Origin of the sequence: Streptomyces sp. AK02-01A (assembly GCF_033795305.1) — a bacterium.
In the GTDB taxonomy this organism is placed as follows: Bacteria; Actinomycetota; Actinomycetes; order Streptomycetales; family Streptomycetaceae; genus Streptomyces.
The window spans coordinates 16,820-33,581 of sequence record NZ_JARBAE010000048.1 but is presented as its reverse complement, the minus strand read 5'-3'; the positions used below and the strand labels follow the sequence as shown (position 1 = coordinate 33,581).

Here is a 16,762-nt window from a genome sequence, read left to right as displayed (position 1 = left end):
GCTGCCGCAGTGCCCGGTCGGGCGGAGGCGGGATGGGTCAGACGGGCCTAGGACGGGTCTGACACATAGCGCCGTCCGCCCGGAGGGCGGGGCCCGCGACGTCTGGTGCGTGCGATCCCAAGGCGGAGGATCATCCGTGCACTGGACGTACTCGGATGACTCCGACAACGCGGTGAGCGTGCGTACCAGGCGTCGCAGGCCAGGCGGGATGTGTCAGACAGGGCCTAGGCTGGTAGCGCCTCGGGGATCGTTCGGGAGCCGCGGAAACCGGAGGTTTCAGTGGTGCGACAGGCGGAGCGCGCATACGAATACATCGTCGTCGGAGGCGGAACGGCCGGGTGCGTACTGGCCGCGCGGCTCTCGGAAGAGCCCGCGGCACGCGTTCTGCTGATCGAGGCCGGGCCCGAAGAGATGCCGGAAGCGGCGGTCGTTCCGCACACATGGACGAACCTGATCGGCAGCCCGGCCGACTGCGGCGATCTGGTGTTCGATGAGACGACCAACCGGTCCACCCTGCTCTCGCGTGGCAGAGGGCTCGGCGGTTCGACCGACATCAACGGCATGGTGTTCGTGCGCGGGCACCGGAGCGGCTATGACGTCTGGCCCGACCAGGGCGCTCCGGGATGGGGATTCGACGACCTTCTGCCCTTCTTCAAGCGGTCCGAGAACGCCATCGGCCGGGACGCCGCGGTGCGCGGAACCGACGGCCCGCTCACCGTACGGGCCGCCGCCGACCACAATCCCGTCACCGCCGCACTGCTCGACGCGGCCCGCGAAGTCGGCCTGCCTCAGGCCACCGATCCCAGCAGCGGTCTCGAAGAGGGCCTCGGCCTGCACGATTTGGCCATCGCGCGGGGCTGTCGTGTCACCGCCGCCGGCGCGTATCTGACGCCCGAGGTCCGGAGCCGGGACAACCTGACCATCGTGACCGACGCACTGGTGAACCGGGTGCTCGTCGAAGACGGCCGGTGCACCGGAGTCGAGTACGCAGCCCAGGGCCGAGGTCACACCGCTGTCCACACCGCTCTGTCGGCAGGAGAGGTCATCCTCACGGCAGGCACGGTCGGCAGCGCCCATCTGCTCCTGCGCTCCGGGATCGGCCCCGCGTCCCATCTCCGGGACGTCGGGCTCGACCCGATTGTCGATCTCCCGGGCGTCGGCGCGAATCTGCACGACCATCCGCTCACCGGTGTCTCCTACGAAGCGGCACAGCCGGTCCCGCCAGGGCGGAACAACCACGCCGAGGCGAGCGGAATCATCCGCGATCCCGAGCACACGGAGTACCTGGGTCCGGGCGGCCGACCGCGCCCGACTCTGCAATTCATCATGTTCAGCAATGCCCGCCATCTCCCGCCCTACTTCGGGCCCGAGAACGGCTACACGATCGCCTTCTCCGTGATGAACCCGAAGAGCCGGGGTGCGGTCAGGCTCACGGGCCCGGCACCGGACTCCGCCCCACTCGTCGAGCCGCGTTATCTCAGCGACCCGCGTGATCTCGACAGTATGCTCACCAATCTGCGGATCGCACGGGAGATCGGCGCGGCACACGCGCTGGACCCGTGGCGGCTACGAGAGGTCCATCCCGGCCCGGAGATCACCGGCGACGGCGCGCTCCGCGACTACCTCAGGGACAGTTACTGCCCGTACTGGCACGCCGTCGGCACCTGCCGTATCGGCACGGACGCCATGGCCGTCGTCGATCCTCACCTCCGCGTCCACGGCACCACCGGTCTCCGGGTCGCCGACGCGTCCGTCATGCCGTCCGTTCCCGCGGCCAACACCATGCCGGCCGTCTACGGCATCGCGGAACGGGCAGCCTCGCTCATCGCCGCCGATCAGTACTCCACGGCCGCTCCTCAGCGCTGATCGCCAGGGCCGTCGGGGCGTCCGGTTGTGCCGTGGAGCGCCAAGCGCGGCCGCGCGACGGCCTGAGAAAACACCTCTCGACGCCGACAGTTGGCCTGGCGAACTTGACCGGGTGTCGTCCGACTGGGCGGCCGGCGTCGGCCCTGGCCGGATCCCCGAAGTGCCGCTGGACGACGAGGCGTTGAGCGCGCTCGTCACCGAGGAGCCGCGCACGACGGCCGCCGAGACCGGCGACACCGAGCTGTGGGCCCGCGCCGACCGCGCCGCCCGTGGACCGACCCACGCCTTCCACGCGCGGAGCGCCTCCCGCCTCCCGCCTAAGCCCACCGTAAGTCGGCCTTTAGACGTGCTCCGCACGATGACGCCGGGAGCCGATGAACCTGAGGAAGGACCGCAATGGACGTCCCGGATATCCATATACGCTCGGTCGGAAGCGCTCTTCCCGGCCCGCCCATCGACAACTCCGCCCTGGCCCGCCGCTTCGGCATGGACACGCTGTGGGAGCAGTGGGTGGACGCGTTCATCGGTACCCGCTCCCGGCATCTGGCGATCGACCTGGACTCCGGAGAACTCGCCGTCTCTCTCACGGAGCTGGCAGCGGAGGCGGGCAGTCGCGCGCTGGCCGCGGCCGGGCTGGAGCCGGGTGAGATCGATGTGCTGGTCATGGGCACCGCGACCCCCGACCAGTTGATGCCGGCCACCGTCAATCTCGTCGCCGACCGCCTCGGTATCAACGACGTACCGACCTATCAGCTGCAGTCCGGCTGCTGTGGCGCCGTGCAGGCACTGGACGTCGGCCGTCGGATGCTGCAGTCGGCCGGGCACACCAACGCGCTGGTGCTCGGCGGCGACGTGTGTGCCCAGTTCTTCGACCTGGGCGCCGACCTGATGAGTCTGCGGCCGGAGGAGCTCGTCAACGCGGTGCTCTTCGGGGACGGGGCCGGGGCGGCCGTGCTCACCACCGAGCCCGCCCCGGGGCGCCCCGCCATCCGCCGGGTGCTCAACCGGCTCACCGGGCTCGGGCAGCAGCCGGGACAGGTCCTGCGGTGGTACGGACCGGCTCAGGGCAAGCCCCCGGAGGGGGCCGGGGTCGCCGAGGACTACAAGGCGATCGAGGAGCGGGTGCCGGTGATGGCCGCGGAGATCCTGGCGGAGCTGCTGGAGTCGCTGGACTGGAAGCCGGACGACGTCGGCTATCTGCTCCCGCCGCAGCTCTCCGGCCGGATGACCGGAAAGATCGTCAAGCGGCTGGACCTGCCGGGGGCCCGGGAGATCACCTGTGTCGCGGACACCGCCAACACGGGCAACGCGCTGCCGTTCCTCCAGCTCGAACGCCTCGTCGGTGCGCTGGGGCCCGGCGAGCGTGCCATCGGCATCGCCGTCGAGTCCAGCAAGTGGATCAAGTCCGGCTTCGCCCTGGAAGGGGTCTGAGCGTGTCCACCACCACGACCGCCGGGCCCGCCGAGGCGGCGGAGGAGCTGCGCTCCCTGTTCCGCTCGGGCCGTCTCGCCGCCGCCTACCGTGACCTGCCCCGGCTGCTGAAGGAACTGTCCGAGGATCAACTGCTGCCCGCCGGACAGCTTTTGAGCAGAATCGAGGTCGACGAGGTGCTGCGGGCGCATCCCGGCCAACCGACGATCACGATCGCGGTCACCGGCCACGGCACGCTCTCCTCCCTCGTCCCGGCGCTGACCGTGGAACTCGCCCGGCACGGAGTGCTGTTGCGGCCCTTCGTCGGTGAATTCGACTCCTATGTCTTCGATCTCGCGGACCCCGGCAGCGCGCTGTACGCGGCCGCGCCGGCCCTGGTCGCCTGCGTACTGGACGCGAAAGTCGTCTTCGACGAGGTGCCACTGCCCTGGACGCCGGCGGACGTGGCCCGGGCCCTGGACGACAAGCTGCGTCTCATCGAGCAGTTGGCCGCCCGCTTCGAGTCGGACGGCCGCGGCACGCTGCTGCTCAATACCCTGCCGCTGCCGTATTCCTTCGCCGCCCAGCTCGTCGACCACCGCTCGCGTGCCGTCCTCGGCGCCGTCTGGCGCGAGGCCAACGCCCGGCTGCTGAGGCTGGCCGAGCGCAACCAGGCCGTCGTGGTGCTCGACCTCGATCCGCTGATCGCCGAAGGAGTGCCGGTCAGCGACCCCAGGATGAGCGTCTACGCCAAGGCCCATCTGTCCACGGAGCTGCTGGCCCGCTACGCCCGCGAGGCCGCGCACCTGGCCCGCGGGCTGCTCGGCCGTACGAAGAAGGTGCTGGTCGTCGACCTGGACGAGACGCTGTGGGGCGGGATTCTCGGGGAGGAGGGGCCGGACGGCATCGAGGTGGCCGGCAGCTACCGCGGCGAGGCGTTCCGGTCCTTCCAGCGTGTCGTCAAGCAACTCACCTGCCAGGGCGTACTGCTGGCCGCGGTGAGCAAGAACGAGGCCGAGACGGTGCGCCAGGTGCTGCGCGACCACCCTGACATGGTGCTCCGCGAGGACGACTTCGTCCGCGTCGTCGCCAACTGGCGGCCCAAGTCGGAGAACATCAGGGAGCTGGCCCAGGCGCTCAACCTGAACGCCGACAGCTTTGTGTTCATCGACGACAGCCCCTACGAACGCGGCCTGGTGTCAAGGGAGTTGCCCGAGGTCGCGGTGATCGCGGTGGACGGGGAGCCGGCGCTGCACGCCGCGCGGCTGCTGGCCGACGGCTGGTTCGACACCCGCGAGGTCACCGAGGCGGACCGCGGCCGTACCGAGAAGTACCGCGAGGAGCTGGTGCGCGCGGACTTTCTGCACACCTTCTCCTCCCTCGACGACTATCTGCGCGAACTGGAGGTGACGGTACGACTCGCGGCCGTGGCCGAGCGGGAGCTGCCCCGCGTCTCCCAGATCACCCTGCGCACCAACCAGTTCAATCTGACCACCCGCCGACTGCAGCAGGCGGAGGTACGGCGGCTGGCCCAGGGCCCGGACACCCGGGTGCTGGCCATCCACTCCGCCGACCGGTTCGGCGACAACGGGCTGGTGGGCGTGGTCTTCACCCGCACCGTCGGCGAGCGGCTGCACATCGACAACTTCCTGCTCAGCTGCCGGGTCTTCTCCCGCGGCATCGAGCAGGCGTGTCTGGCGGCCGTGCTGCGGCAGGCCGCCGGCTCCGGGGCCCGCGCCGTCGTCGGTACGTACCGCAAGTCGGCGAAGAACGGCGTGGTCAAGGACTTCTATCCGCGTCATGGTTTCACTCCCGTCGACCGCACCGCGCTCGCGGAGCCGGGCGAAGCCGCTGGAGCGGTGGACGACGACGATGCCACGGAGTTCTTCGTACACCGCCTTGTCGATCCACCGGCCGTGCCGGACCACATCAGCTTGACCGCGAGCTTCGAAGGGGACGCCTGGTGAACAGTATCGATGAGCTCATCGCGCTGCTGCGTGACGAGTTGGGGCTGCCGATCGGCCCTGAGGACGCCACGCGGAGCCTGGACGAACTGCCGGGCTGGGACTCGCTGCATCTGCTGTGGCTGATCACTTCGCTGGAGAAGCGGACCGGCCGCGCGATCTCCATCCCCGATGTGCTGGAGGCCGGCAGTCTCGCGGCGGTGTACCGGCTGGCGGTGGCCGTATGAGTACCGCACCCGTCGCCCGGCAGCGCCGCCACACCCTCTACTTCCTGGACGAGATACGCGGCCACAAGCCGGTGTTCCTGGACACCGAGGTCGATATGACCCGGATCGAGGAGCACCGCACCGCCGGCCGCCGGGTCTCCACTCTCAGCTATGTGCTGTATGCGGCGTCCCGGGTGATCGCCGCGCATCCCGAGGCCAACGCGGCCATCCATGGCCGGCTGCTGCCGAAGATCGCCCGCTACTCGTCGGTGAGCGGCAAGATCGCGCTGGACAAGCGCGTCGGCGGCCGACGGGTGGTGCTGGCCGCCGTACTGCCGCGCCTGGAGGAGACCGCTCTCCACGAGATCCAGCGACAGGTGGAGCACTACCGCGACGGCGACCCCGCGACGATGCCGGAGTTCGCCGGGGTGCACACCCTGCACCGGCTGCCCTGGCCGGTGGCGCGGCTGGCCTACGCCCGTACGGTACGGCCGCTGTCCCGGCGCGCCGGGAAATTCGGGACGCTCGCCGTCAGCTCGCTCGGCCACCGGCCGGTGGACGGGTTCCACTCGGTCGGCGGCACCACCGTCACGCTGGGCCTCGGCCAGGTCACCGACCGGCCCGTCGTGCGCCGCGACGCCGTGCGGATCGCGCCGGTCATGCGGCTCAACCTCACCTTCGACCACCGGGTGATCGACGGTGCGGAGGCCGCCGACATCCTCGGCGAGATCAAGACGGCGCTGGAGGGCTTCCAGGAGGACGCGCCGCCCGCCGCGGCGGCGCAGGCCGTGGCGGCCGGGAAGGGAGGCGAACGGTGAACGACGTCGACGAGCTCAAGGAGTTCGTGATCGTGCACACCCGGGCCCAGAACCTCGACCCGGGGCGCTGCCGGGCGCTGCTCCGCCGGATCGACAACGACCATGACGGCGCGACCGGTTCGTGGGCCGCGGAGTGGAGCCGGGACGCCGCCGACCTGGAGCGAACCGGCGATCTCCTGGAGGCCTGCCGCTACTACAACATGGCCCGCTTCCCGTACGTGGACGGCGCCGCGCGCGGCGCGGCCCTGGACAACTGCGTACGCACCTTCGACCGGTGGCGGCAGGACCACCCGGACATCCAGCGGCTCGATGTGGAACTGGACGGCGGCAGGGTGCGCTGCTGGACGTCCGGTCTGTCGCAGGCCGGCCCGCGGCCGTTGCTGCTGTTCATGGGCGGCATCGTCACCATCAAGGAGCAGTGGGCACCGGTCCTGGTGCAGGCCCGTCGGCTCGGTATGGCCATGGTCGTCACCGAGATGCCCGGCGTCGGTGAGAACACCCTGAGCTATGACGAGAACAGCCCGCGGATGCTCGGCGCCGTCCTGGACGCGCTGGCCGACCGCGCGGATGTCGGACACACCTACGCCGTCGCGCTCAGCTTCAGCGGCCATCTGGCGCTGCGCCACGCCCTGGACGACCGCCGGATCCGGGGCATCGTCACCTCGGGCGCGCCGGTCAGCGACTTCTTCACCGACACGATATGGCGCCGGGCGCTGCCCCGGGTCACCGTCGACACCCTCGGCCATCTCGCCGGCATCAAGGGAGAGGAGGCCCTGGCCCGGATGACCGGCTGGGCCCTGACGGATTCCGAACTGGCCTCGCTGGACATCCCGGTGGCCTATCTGGCCAGCCGGCGGGACGAGATCATCCCGCCGGGGGAGACTGTCCGGCTGCGCCGGCAACTGCGCCATCTCGACATCCTGGAGAACGACGACGTGCACGGATCACCCCACTACGCGGCCGAGGCGCGGCTGTGGACGATTCTGTCGGTGCTGCGCATGCGCCGGGTGCGCAACCTCCAGCGGGTGGCCCTCGCCACTCTGCTGAGGCTGCGGCGCGCCCGGCGCCGGCCGGCCGGAGCGGGCGCGTGACCGGCGCGGGCCGCGAGGGAGTCGCCCCGGTCGGCGCCGGCTTCGAGAACTATCTCGCCGTGTCACCGCCGGACGACGGCAGGCTCCGGCTGTTCTGCTTCCACCACGCGGGCGGCGGCGCCACGGCCTACGCCTCCTGGCAGCGTGAACTGGGCCCCGATGTAGTGGTGCTGCCGGTCCAGCTCCCAGGCCGGGAGACCAGGGCCAGGGAACCGCGGATCACGGACATGGCCGAGCTGACCGGTGTGCTGAACCGGGTACTGGGCCCGGCGCTGCGCGCACCGTTCGCGTTCTACGGCCACAGCATGGGAGGCGCGGTCGCCCACAACCTGACGCTGTCGCGTCAGCGGCGCGGTGAACGTCTCCCCGAACGGCTGCTGGTGGGTGCCTGTCCGGCGCCGCATCTGCCCGCCGTCCTCGCCTCCACGAAGGCGATGTCGGACGAGGAGATGGCGCGGGTGCTCATCGGTATCGGCGGGATGTCCGAGATGATGCTGCGTTACCCGGACTGGCTGACCGCGGCCACCGATCAGGTCCGTGACGACCTGCGGGTCTGCACCAGCTACGAGCGTACGGATCTGCCGCGACTCGCCTGTCCGGTCGAGGTGTTCTCGGGGACGGACGATCCGCTGCTGCCGGCCGGGGACGCCGCGGCATGGGAGTCGCACGCTCCGGCCGGCTACCGGCTGCACCGGGTCCCCGGCGGGCACTTCTTCTTCCGTGAGTCGCCCGAGGAGTTCTTCCGCGCGCTGCGCGGCGCTGTGGCCCGTATGGCCACCGTGGCGCGTTGAGCGGCCCGCGGAGGGCCGGTGCCCATGGGCGGGCACCGGCCCATTGAAAAGCGGAGGCACCCTCCGTATTGTGGGGCCATGCGATGTCAAGGTGGGCGCACCACGCGTCCGGCGACGGCGAAGGGCGGACCCGCATGCCGAACCATCAATCCTCAGCGCTGCGCGCACCCGAGGCGGACGCCTCCGTGGACCCGGCCGACTTCCGGCGGGTGATGGGCCACTTCGCGACCGGCGTGGTCGCGGTGACCGCACGCGATCCGCTCGGTGGCGAGCCGGTGGGCCTGGCGGCCAACTCCTTCACCTCGGTCTCGCTCTCGCCGGCCCTGGTCTCCCTGTGTGTGGCGCACACCAGTACGACCTGGCCGCGAATACGCCGCGGTGGCCGCTTCTGCGTCAATGTGCTGGCGGAGCGTCAGCGGGCCGCCTGTGCCCAGCTCGCGCGCAGCGGGGGCGACAAATTCCGCGGTCTGGACTGGGCGGTCGCGCCCGGCGGCCTGCCCGTCCTGTCCGGCGCGCTGGCCCGCCTCGAATGCTCGGTCAGCGCCGAACATCCCGCGGGCGATCACGTCATCGTCGTGGCCCGGGTCCACGCGATGGAGGCCGGACCGGTCGGTGACGACGGACCGCTGCTCTTCTACCGCGGTGGCTACGGCGGATTCCGTGACTGAGCGCTGAGTGCAGAGCACTGTGTGGCCGTCCGCTCCGGCCGGCCGCCCCTGCGTACGCGCCAAAGGCGGTAAATGGCCGGTAAGAACCGCTTTAGGCCCCTTGGGCAGGCTGTTCCTCGTCCTCATCGGTCCAGCCGACGCGGTGAGGCCGCGAGGGAAGGAGCATTCGGATGTCCGTGAACGAGGTCAGTGTCCTGCTGTGCGGAGGCCCTCTGGAAGGTGTCCCTGAGCACGAGCGACTGGTCCGGGTCAGTGACCCGCGGGAGACCTTCAAGCTCTTCAAGGGAAACCGCTACGAGCACTTCCTGCCGTCCTCGGAATCGCGCGTGGTCAGCGGCCGGGAAGTGCCGGTCTTTCTCTGGAGCCACCGCACCTTCGTGGCTGAATAGCCGCCCTTAGACCGGCTTTAGACGCGCTGCCCACCATCAGGCAGATGAAGAAATGGACCTTGGGGCGCTCGCCGGACGGCGGCGGACGGGCCGGCACCCTGCTCGCGCTCGCACTGCTCGCGGGTGCGCTGGGCACCGGCTGCGGCACGGAAAGCGGACGGACGGCGGGGACGGGACTGATGGTCGCGGTGGAGGCCGAACCGGAATGTCTCGACCCACAGGTGAGCCCCATGGACGTCACCGCGCTGGTGGACCGGAACATCTTCGACTCGCTGGTCGACATCACGCCCGACGGCACGGTCCACCCATGGCTGGCCGACCGGTGGACGGTGTCCAAGGACGGCCTGACCTATACCTTCCACCTCCGGGCCGGAGTCACCTTTCACGACGGCACACCGGTGAACGCGGCGGCGGTCAAGGCCACCCTCGACCATGCCGTCGACCCGGCGACCAAGTCCAACTACGCCGCGGGGCTGATCAAGGGCTACACCGGTGCCAGAGCGGTCGACGAGCACACCGTACGGATCACACTCAGCCGCCCCAACGCCGCGTTCATGCAGGCGCTGAGCACCGCCTACCTCGGCATCCAGTCGCCGCGCTCGATCCGCGAGAACAAGGGCCGGCTCTGCACCAACCCGGTCGGATCAGGACCGTTCCGGTTCACGGGCTGGGCCAAGGGACGCGAGATCACGCTTCAGAAGTTCCAGCGGTACGCGTGGGGCCCGGCCTCCGCCCAACACACCGGGCCGGCCCGGATCGACGGTGTCACCGTCTCCTTCATCGCCGAGAACAGCGTGCGCTACGGCGCGCTGGCCAGCGGGCAGGCCGATGTGATCGACGCGGTGCCACCGGAGCGGGTCAAGTCCCTCAAGAGCGAAGAGGACCTGCGCTACCAGCGCTTCGAAGCACCCGGTGGGGTCTATGCGCTCTTCCTCAACACCGAGGGCGGACCGCTCGCCGACGAACGGGTGCGCCAGGCGCTGCGCAGCTCCGTGGACGCCGGCGCTCTGGTGCGGGCGGTCTACTTCGGCCAGTACCGGCGGGCCTGGAGTCCGCTGAGCCCGTCGACACCGGGATATGAGCCGAAGACCCAGGACTCCTGGGCGTACGACCCCGGCCGGGCGGGCCGGCTGCTGGACGAGGCCGGCTGGACCGGCCGGGACGACGACGGCTACCGCACCAAGGACGGCCGCACCCTCACCCTGCGCTGGCCGGCCACCGCCAGCCTCCAGGCCGCCCAGCGCAACAGCCTGGCCCAGGGCATCCAGGCGCAGGCCAAGCAGGCCGGCATCAAGATCGACTACGCGACGAAGGACGTCGGCACATACACGACCGAAGTCCTCGAACGCCGGCTGGACATCTACGCCAGCAGCAACATCCGCGCCGACGCCGACATCCTGCGCACCAACTTCGCCTCGGACCAGAAGCCGCTGCAGGGCGGTGGCAACATCTTCCACGCCGCCGACCGGCGGCTGGACGGCTGGCTCAACGGCGGGAGCACCGCTCTCGACAAGGAGTCCAGGGCCGTCGAATACCGAGCGGCACAGCGCTACCTCGTCGACCGGTCCTTCGTCATCCCGATGTATGTGCCCGCCCACCTCGTGGGCAGCTCCGGCCGGGTCCGCGGCATCACCGCCGACGGCCAGGCATACCCACGGTTCTACGACGTCACCCTGGAGGAACGATGAAAGGCGGGACCGAAGGAGGGAGGGCGGCGCGTATGAGCGGACCCGCACGCTGGCTCGTGCGGCGGCTGGCACTGTCCGTGCTGGTCGTGTTCGGCGCCTCCACTCTCGCCTTCTTCGCACTGCATCTGGTGCCCGGCGATCCGGTCCGCACGATGCTGGGCCCGACGATGTCCAGCCCGGAGCTGGTCGCCCAGGTCCGCCACGACCTCGGGTTCGACCGGCCGCTGGCGGTCCAGTACGGGATGTTCCTGGGCCGGTTGCTCCAGGGCGACCTCGGCACCTCCTACCAGAACCAGAGCTCTGTGTCGGATTTGCTGACGACCCAGCTCGGCTCCACCGTCGAACTCGCGCTGGCCGGATTCGGCATCGCCTTCGTGGCGGCGCTGGCGCTGGCCGTCGCCACGGCGGGCCGCCGCCCGGCGGTGCGCAGGCTGTCCTCGCTGCTGGAACTGGCGGCCACCTCCAGCCCGAGCTTCTGGGTCGGGGTGCTGCTGCTGAGCCTGTTCTCCTTCCGGCTGCGGATCTTCCCGATCGCGGGCGAGGGAGGACCCGGCGCGCTGGTGCTGCCCGCGGTCACGCTGGCCCTCGGCATGGTCGGCGTCTTCGCCCAAGTGATGCGCGACGGCATGGAACGCGCTCTGGAGGAACCCTTTGTGCTCAGTGCGCGCGCCCGCGGTACCGGTGAGACCCGGATCCGCGTCCGGCATGCCCTGCGGCACACGATGGTGCAGATGGTGACCCTCGCGGGCTGGTCGGTGGGGTCCCTGCTCACGGGCGCGGTGATCATCGAGACGGTCTTCAGCCGCCAGGGCGTCGGCCGCGTCCTGGCCACCGCCATCGAGAACCGGGACCTGCCCGTGGTGACCGGGATCGTGGTGGTCTCCGCGCTGGTCTTCGCACTGATCAACCTGGCCGTCGACGGCCTGTACCGCGTCCTCGACCCGCGGGTGGGGGAGGTGACGGCATGACGGCCATACAACAGGTGTCCGCGCTGCCCCGGTCGCGCACTCGTCGGATCCGGCCGGGCACCGCGCTCGCCTCGGCCATTCTCGTCCTGCTGGTCGTCGCGGCCTTCGCACCCGGCCTGCTCGCCGGCTACGACCCCGAGGCGGTCGACCCGGCGAACGCCCTCGCTCCCATGAGCGGCGACCATCTCTTCGGCACCGACCAGCTCGGCCGCGATGTCTTCAGCCGGGTGGTGTACGGAGCGGGCCCCTCGCTGTCCATCGGTGTCGGAGCGACGATGTTCGCGGTGGTGGCCGGAGCGCTGCTCGGGGTCGTCGCGGCGACCGGCGGCCGGGTCGTCGACGAGTGCGTCATGCGGGTCACCGACGTCCTCATCGCCTTTCCCGGGCTGTTGCTCGCGCTGCTGATGGTGGCGGTGCTGGGTCCCAGTTCGTTCAACGCCGCGCTGGCGATCGTCTGTTCGGTACTGCCGGGCTATGTGCGGCTCGCCCGTGGCCAGGCGTTGGTGGTGCGGCGCTCCGACTTCGTACGCGCCGCGGTGACGCTGGGCAGGCCCGGCTGGGACATCGGACTGCGGCATCTGCTGCCCAACGCGCTGCCGCCGCTGATGGTGCTGTCGCTGGTCAACGTCGGCACCGCCATCGTCGCCGGCTCCTCGCTCAGCTTCCTGGGCATGGGGCCCAAGCCGCCGGCGCCGGAGTGGGGCGTGATGCTCTCGGAGGGCCGGGACTTCCTGGACAGCGCCTGGTACGCGGCGTTCTTCCCCGGAGCGGCGCTGGCCGTCTCGGTGATGGCCCTCAATGTCGTCGGCCGCCGGCTGCAACACCGCTTCGAGGGGAGACTCACCGATGTCTAGCCAGAGCGGCCGGCCGCCGGCAGGCCGAGGAGCTACCGCGCTGCTCACCGTCGAGGGGCTGCGGGTGTCGTTCGCGACCGGTGGCGTCCGTACGGACGCGGTGCGCGGTATCGGCTTCACACTGCACGCAGGGGAGTGCCTGGCGATCGTCGGGGAATCGGGATCCGGTAAGAGCGTCACGGCCCGCACCCTGGTCGGACTGACCGGGCCCGGCTCCCATGTGCGGGCGGACCGCCTGGAGTTGGCCCGTCCTGAGGCGGGTGCCGCGGCGTGGGACCTCGCCGCACTGTCCGCGCGTGACTGGCGCGCGGTGCGCGGGCGCGGGATCGGGCTGGTGCTCCAGGACGCCCTGGTCTCCCTCGACCCGCTGCGGCGCGTCGGCGCGGAGGTCGCCGAGGCGCTGGAGAACCACACGGCCTTGCGGGGCGCCGCCCGCAGGGAGGCGGTGACCCGCTTGCTCACCCAGGCCGGCGTGCCCGAGCCCGAGCTGCGCGCCCGGCAGTATCCGCATGAGCTCTCCGGCGGGCTGCGGCAGCGCGCCCTGATCGCGTCCGCGATGGCCGCCGCGCCGGCCGTGCTGGTGGCGGACGAGCCGACCACGGCGCTGGACGTGACGGTGCAGGCCAGGATCCTGGAATTGCTCGCCGAGCAGAAGACGGCAGGCACGGGCGTGCTGCTGATCAGCCATGACCTCGCGGTGGTGGCGAAGCTGGCCGACCGGATCGCCGTGATGTACCAGGGCGTCTTCGTGGAGGAGGGCCCGGTCGAAGAGGTGCTCCGAGCGCCGGCCCACCCGTACACCAGGGAGCTGCTGGCCTCGGTGCCCGCCCGGCGGGCCAAGGGCGCACGGCTGTCGGTGCTCCGCACCCACCCGGCGGCCGACGGGGCGGCGCGGTCGGACGGCTGCCGCTATGCCGCCGGGTGCCCGCTGGTCACCGACGAGTGCCGGGAGGCCGAGCCGCCCCCGGTCCCGGCCGGGCCCGGCCGGCTCGCACGGTGCCGGCACCTCGGCCGTGCGCAGCCGGTGCCGGAGGCCGCCCAGGCGCTGCCCCTCGGGGCCGTCACGCCCGCCGCGGAACGGGAGCTGGTCCTGGAGGTCGACGGAGTCACCAAGCGTTACCGCGGACCCGGCCGCACAGTGCGGACCGCGGTCCAGGACGTCTCGTTCGTGCTGCGCGCGGGCGAGTCCCTGGGCGTACTGGGCGAGTCGGGGTCCGGCAAGTCGACGCTCGCGCAGTTGGTCATGGGGCTGTTGGAGCCGGACGCCGGAGCCGTGCGGCTGCTGGGACGACCGTGGTCGGGGCGGCCCGAGTCCGAGCGTCGCGCGCTGCGCCGCCGCATTCAGCTCGTCCAGCAGGATCCGCTGAGTTCGTTCGACCCGCGCCACACCGTCGAGCGGATCCTCGGGGAGGCGCTGGGCGCCCCGGGGCGCCGGTCGGCGCGCGCGACGCGGAGCCATGCCGCCGAGCTGCTCGACCGGGTCGGCCTCGACGCGGGGCTGCTGGGCCGGCGTCCCCGGCAGCTCTCCGGCGGCCAGCGCCAGCGGGTCGCGATCGCCCGCGCGCTGGCACCGAAGCCCGAGGTCATCGTCTGCGACGAGCCGGTCTCGGCCCTCGACGTGTCGGTACAGGCGCAGATCCTCGATCTCTTCAACGGTCTGCGCGCCGACCTCGGTGTCTCGCTGGTGTTCATCTCCCACGACCTCGGAGTGATTTACCACACCAGCGACCGGGTGATCGTCACCCGGGCGGGCCGGGTGGTGGAGCACGGGCCCGTCGAGGAGGTGTTCCGCACGCCCCAGGAGGCGTACACCAAGGAGCTGTTGTCGGCCCTGCCCCAGCCGGAGACCCCGTTCGCCGCGGACCGGGCACGGGCGTAGGGGGAGCCGATGAACAACTCCGGCCGCCTGCGCGCCTGGTGGGATTCGTTCGCGGCGGCGACGGGCCGCGGACTGATCGGCCTCGGCGGCTACTGGTGGACGGGTTTCGGCCTGCCTCCGCTGGAGACCTTCTGCACGGGTGCGTGCGGTACACAGGGGTGCGGGGAGTCCGACTGCCGGAGCCCTGCCGCGTGCGGACCGGCGCCGAGCCTGGAGCGGCCGCCGGACGGGCACCCCGAGCGGCTCTGCGGCGACCAGCCGCTGACGGCGAATGAACTGGTGCTGTGGGAGGGGATTCTGGGCAAATGACCGATCATTTCCCGCCGTTGACCACTGTCGTCGGTCGGGGATGCGGCAGAAATGACGTATGGCGTTGTGTCGCCAACTCGTCAACCGTGGCTTCCCGAGGAGGATCCCCATGTCGAAGATATCCGCGGACGATGTCGTCGAGATCCATCAGGTGCTGGGCCTGTTCACCCATGTGATGGACAACATGGAGCTGGACGCGCTGCATCTGGTGGTCACCGAGGACGTGGTCATCGACCCCGTGGGGGAGGGCGAGTCCGACCCCGAGCCCATCCGCGGGCGGGAGACCTTCCGTGGCCTGGTGGCCCTGCGGACCGGGGCGGCGGCCGACCATCACACGCTCGACCCGGTCGTGCTGGTCGACGAGGACGGTACGGTACGGGCGCGCAGCCGCTTTCTGGCGGTGGGGCCCGACGGCTCGGTGAGCAATGGCGAATACCGCGATGTGCTGCGCCGTACCCCCGAGGGCTGGCGGATCAGCTACCGCCGGGCCTTTCACCGCAAGCCGCTGGTCGTGGCCCCGTCGGCGGGGCTGCCCAGTGGTGCGTGGGGGGCGCGCAGCGGGAATGTGCCCACGCTGTCCTGATTGCGTGGCGCCACCGGCATTGTCAAGCGGAGGATGCCTCCGTATAGTCCTCGGGGAGGGCTCGAAGTCGTGTTCCCCCGCTCTATGGGACGAGTTTCTCCGGTTGCCCGTTCCCTGCCCCGGCTCGGGCGGACGCGCGCCTCGCCAAGCATCCCGACCGCATGCCGTACCGACGGAGACACTGATATGAGCGAATCGCGGCGAATACCGCTGTCCGTGCTCGACACCGCCCCGGTGTTCGAAGGGTCCACTCCTACGCAGGCCCTGCGCGGCTCCCTCGCCCTCGCCCCGGAGGTGGAGCGTCTGGGCTATACGCGGTATTGGTTCGCCGAGCATCACAACACGCCCAGCCTGGCCACCTCCTCGCCGGCCGTTCTCATAGGCCGGGTCGCGAGCCTGACCAGCACGCTGCGTGTCGGCTCCGGCGGCGTCATGCTGCCCAATCACCCGCCGCTGGTGGTGGCCGAGCAGTTCGGCACCCTGGAGGCCATGCATCCGGGACGGATCGACCTGGGCATCGGGCGGGCGCCGGGTACCGACCCGGTCACCGCCAGGGCGCTGCGCAGGGACGCGGCCTTCGACTTTCCGCAGCAGATAGCCGAGCTGGTCGAGTACTTCACCTCGTCCGGCCCCGGCCGTCCCGCCTCCGGCATCGCGGCCATCCCCGCCCATGAGAATCAGCCGCCCGTCTGGATGCTCGGATCCAGCCCCAACAGTGCGCGTTTCGCAGGGGTGTTGGGGCTGCCGTTCGCCTTCGCCTTCCACTTCAGCCCGCATGCGGCCGAGGCCGCGCTCGCCGCCTACCGCGATGCCTTCCGTCCCTCGGCGCATGTCGACCGTCCGTACGCGATCCTCGCCGGATTCGGGATCGTGGCGGAGAGCGACGACGAGGCCGAGTGGCTGGCCGGGCCGGTGAAGCTGTTCACGGCGCGTGGCCGGCTGAACCCCCACGGGCTCTTCCCGCGCCCGGAGGAGGCGGCCGCGTACACCTACTCCAGCGGGGAGAGCGCGCTGATCCGGGAGTTGTTCGGCCCGCAGTTGATCGGCTCGCCGGAGACCGTGCGCAAGCAGACCGTCGAACTGCTGGCCCGCACCGGGGCCGACGAGTTGATGATCGCGACCTCGGTCCACGACCACACCGCACGGGTGCGCTCGTATCAACTGCTCGCCGAGGCGCTGGCCCCGGAGGGCATCGGTGGCGGCCCACAGGCCGGTGCCGAGGCGCGCAACGGCCGGACAGCCCTGAGGACGTCGCCGAACAGGCCGTAGGCCATCCCC

16 protein-coding genes are annotated in these 16,762 nt (G+C 71.0%); all 16 read left to right on the top strand.

Annotation, left to right across the window (positions count from 1 at the left end):
• Positions 1-282 precede the first annotated feature (282 nt).
• The 16 genes from PV679_RS30670 to PV679_RS30595 all read left to right on the top strand — a co-directional run bounded on the left by PV679_RS30670 (position 283) and on the right by PV679_RS30595 (position 16,753).
• On the top strand, positions 283-1,866 hold the full coding sequence (locus PV679_RS30670) for a GMC family oxidoreductase (protein ID WP_319683895.1): 1,584 nt from the start codon (positions 283-285) through the stop codon (positions 1,864-1,866).
• A gap of 396 nt (positions 1,867-2,262) precedes the next feature.
• Positions 2,263-3,297, top strand: coding sequence for a 3-oxoacyl-ACP synthase III family protein (locus PV679_RS30665; RefSeq protein ID WP_319683894.1), 1,035 nt, complete (start codon positions 2,263-2,265; stop codon positions 3,295-3,297).
• Complete coding sequence (locus tag PV679_RS30660; protein WP_416069839.1) at positions 3,294-5,243, top strand: HAD-IIIC family phosphatase; 1,950 nt, start codon at positions 3,294-3,296, stop codon at positions 5,241-5,243. The genes PV679_RS30665 and PV679_RS30660 overlap by 4 nt, the downstream gene beginning before the upstream one ends.
• Positions 5,240-5,467, top strand: coding sequence for an acyl carrier protein (locus PV679_RS30655; RefSeq protein ID WP_319683891.1), 228 nt, complete (start codon positions 5,240-5,242; stop codon positions 5,465-5,467). The genes PV679_RS30660 and PV679_RS30655 overlap by 4 nt, the downstream gene beginning before the upstream one ends.
• Positions 5,464-6,264, top strand: a complete 801-nt coding sequence (locus tag PV679_RS30650; RefSeq protein ID WP_319683890.1) for a 2-oxo acid dehydrogenase subunit E2 — start codon at positions 5,464-5,466, stop codon at positions 6,262-6,264. The genes PV679_RS30655 and PV679_RS30650 overlap by 4 nt, the downstream gene beginning before the upstream one ends.
• Positions 6,261-7,355, top strand: coding sequence for an alpha/beta hydrolase (locus PV679_RS30645; protein ID WP_319683889.1), 1,095 nt, complete (start codon positions 6,261-6,263; stop codon positions 7,353-7,355). The genes PV679_RS30650 and PV679_RS30645 overlap by 4 nt, the downstream gene beginning before the upstream one ends.
• Positions 7,352-8,146 carry a thioesterase II family protein gene (locus tag PV679_RS30640; protein WP_319683887.1) on the top strand — a complete coding sequence of 265 codons (795 nt, stop codon included), beginning with the start codon at positions 7,352-7,354 and terminating at the stop codon, positions 8,144-8,146. The genes PV679_RS30645 and PV679_RS30640 overlap by 4 nt, the downstream gene beginning before the upstream one ends.
• A 134-nt stretch (positions 8,147-8,280) precedes the next feature.
• Positions 8,281-8,814 (top strand): flavin reductase family protein, encoded by a 534-nt coding sequence (locus PV679_RS30635; RefSeq protein ID WP_319683886.1) that lies wholly within the window; start codon positions 8,281-8,283, stop codon positions 8,812-8,814.
• A gap of 170 nt (positions 8,815-8,984) precedes the next feature.
• A complete protein-coding gene (locus PV679_RS30630; RefSeq protein WP_319683885.1) occupies positions 8,985-9,203 on the top strand; it encodes a DUF5988 family protein in 219 nt (72 codons plus the stop codon).
• A gap of 44 nt (positions 9,204-9,247) precedes the next feature.
• Positions 9,248-10,891, top strand: a complete 1,644-nt coding sequence (locus PV679_RS30625; RefSeq protein ID WP_319683884.1) for an ABC transporter substrate-binding protein — start codon at positions 9,248-9,250, stop codon at positions 10,889-10,891.
• Positions 10,892-10,923: 32 nt separating this feature from the next.
• On the top strand, positions 10,924-11,859 hold the full coding sequence (locus PV679_RS30620) for an ABC transporter permease (RefSeq protein ID WP_319683883.1): 936 nt from the start codon (positions 10,924-10,926) through the stop codon (positions 11,857-11,859).
• Positions 11,856-12,713, top strand: a complete 858-nt coding sequence (locus PV679_RS30615; protein ID WP_319683881.1) for an ABC transporter permease — start codon at positions 11,856-11,858, stop codon at positions 12,711-12,713. The genes PV679_RS30620 and PV679_RS30615 overlap by 4 nt, the downstream gene beginning before the upstream one ends.
• Complete coding sequence (locus PV679_RS30610) at positions 12,706-14,592, top strand: ABC transporter ATP-binding protein (RefSeq protein WP_319683880.1); 1,887 nt, start codon at positions 12,706-12,708, stop codon at positions 14,590-14,592. Before PV679_RS30615 ends, PV679_RS30610 begins: the two co-directional genes overlap by 8 nt.
• 9 nt (positions 14,593-14,601) lie before the next feature.
• Positions 14,602-14,901 (top strand): DUF6059 family protein, encoded by a 300-nt coding sequence (locus PV679_RS30605; protein WP_319683878.1) that lies wholly within the window; start codon positions 14,602-14,604, stop codon positions 14,899-14,901.
• Positions 14,902-15,010: 109 nt separating this feature from the next.
• On the top strand, positions 15,011-15,484 hold the full coding sequence (locus PV679_RS30600; RefSeq protein ID WP_319683876.1) for a nuclear transport factor 2 family protein: 474 nt from the start codon (positions 15,011-15,013) through the stop codon (positions 15,482-15,484).
• Between the two features lie 186 nt (positions 15,485-15,670).
• Positions 15,671-16,753, top strand: a complete 1,083-nt coding sequence (locus PV679_RS30595) for an LLM class flavin-dependent oxidoreductase (protein ID WP_319683874.1) — start codon at positions 15,671-15,673, stop codon at positions 16,751-16,753.
• Positions 16,754-16,762 lie beyond the last annotated feature (9 nt).

Bases quoted from the DNA above. Each gene is read 5' to 3' on its own strand.
- PV679_RS30600 (WP_319683876.1), top strand. From the start codon at position 15,011: ATGTCGAAGATATCCGCGGACGATGTCGTCGAGATCCATCAGGTGCTG.
- PV679_RS30610 (WP_319683880.1), top strand. From the start codon at position 12,706: ATGTCTAGCCAGAGCGGCCGGCCGCCGGCAGGCCGAGGAGCTACCGCG.
- PV679_RS30620 (WP_319683883.1), top strand. From the start codon at position 10,924: ATGAGCGGACCCGCACGCTGGCTCGTGCGGCGGCTGGCACTGTCCGTG.
- PV679_RS30635 (WP_319683886.1), top strand. From the start codon at position 8,281: ATGCCGAACCATCAATCCTCAGCGCTGCGCGCACCCGAGGCGGACGCC.
- PV679_RS30650 (WP_319683890.1), top strand. From the start codon at position 5,464: ATGAGTACCGCACCCGTCGCCCGGCAGCGCCGCCACACCCTCTACTTC.
- PV679_RS30630 (WP_319683885.1), top strand. From the start codon at position 8,985: ATGTCCGTGAACGAGGTCAGTGTCCTGCTGTGCGGAGGCCCTCTGGAA.
- PV679_RS30625 (WP_319683884.1), top strand. From the start codon at position 9,248: ATGAAGAAATGGACCTTGGGGCGCTCGCCGGACGGCGGCGGACGGGCC.
- PV679_RS30595 (WP_319683874.1), top strand. From the start codon at position 15,671: ATGAGCGAATCGCGGCGAATACCGCTGTCCGTGCTCGACACCGCCCCG.
- PV679_RS30665 (WP_319683894.1), top strand. From the start codon at position 2,263: ATGGACGTCCCGGATATCCATATACGCTCGGTCGGAAGCGCTCTTCCC.
- PV679_RS30605 (WP_319683878.1), top strand. From the start codon at position 14,602: ATGAACAACTCCGGCCGCCTGCGCGCCTGGTGGGATTCGTTCGCGGCG.
- PV679_RS30615 (WP_319683881.1), top strand. From the start codon at position 11,856: ATGACGGCCATACAACAGGTGTCCGCGCTGCCCCGGTCGCGCACTCGT.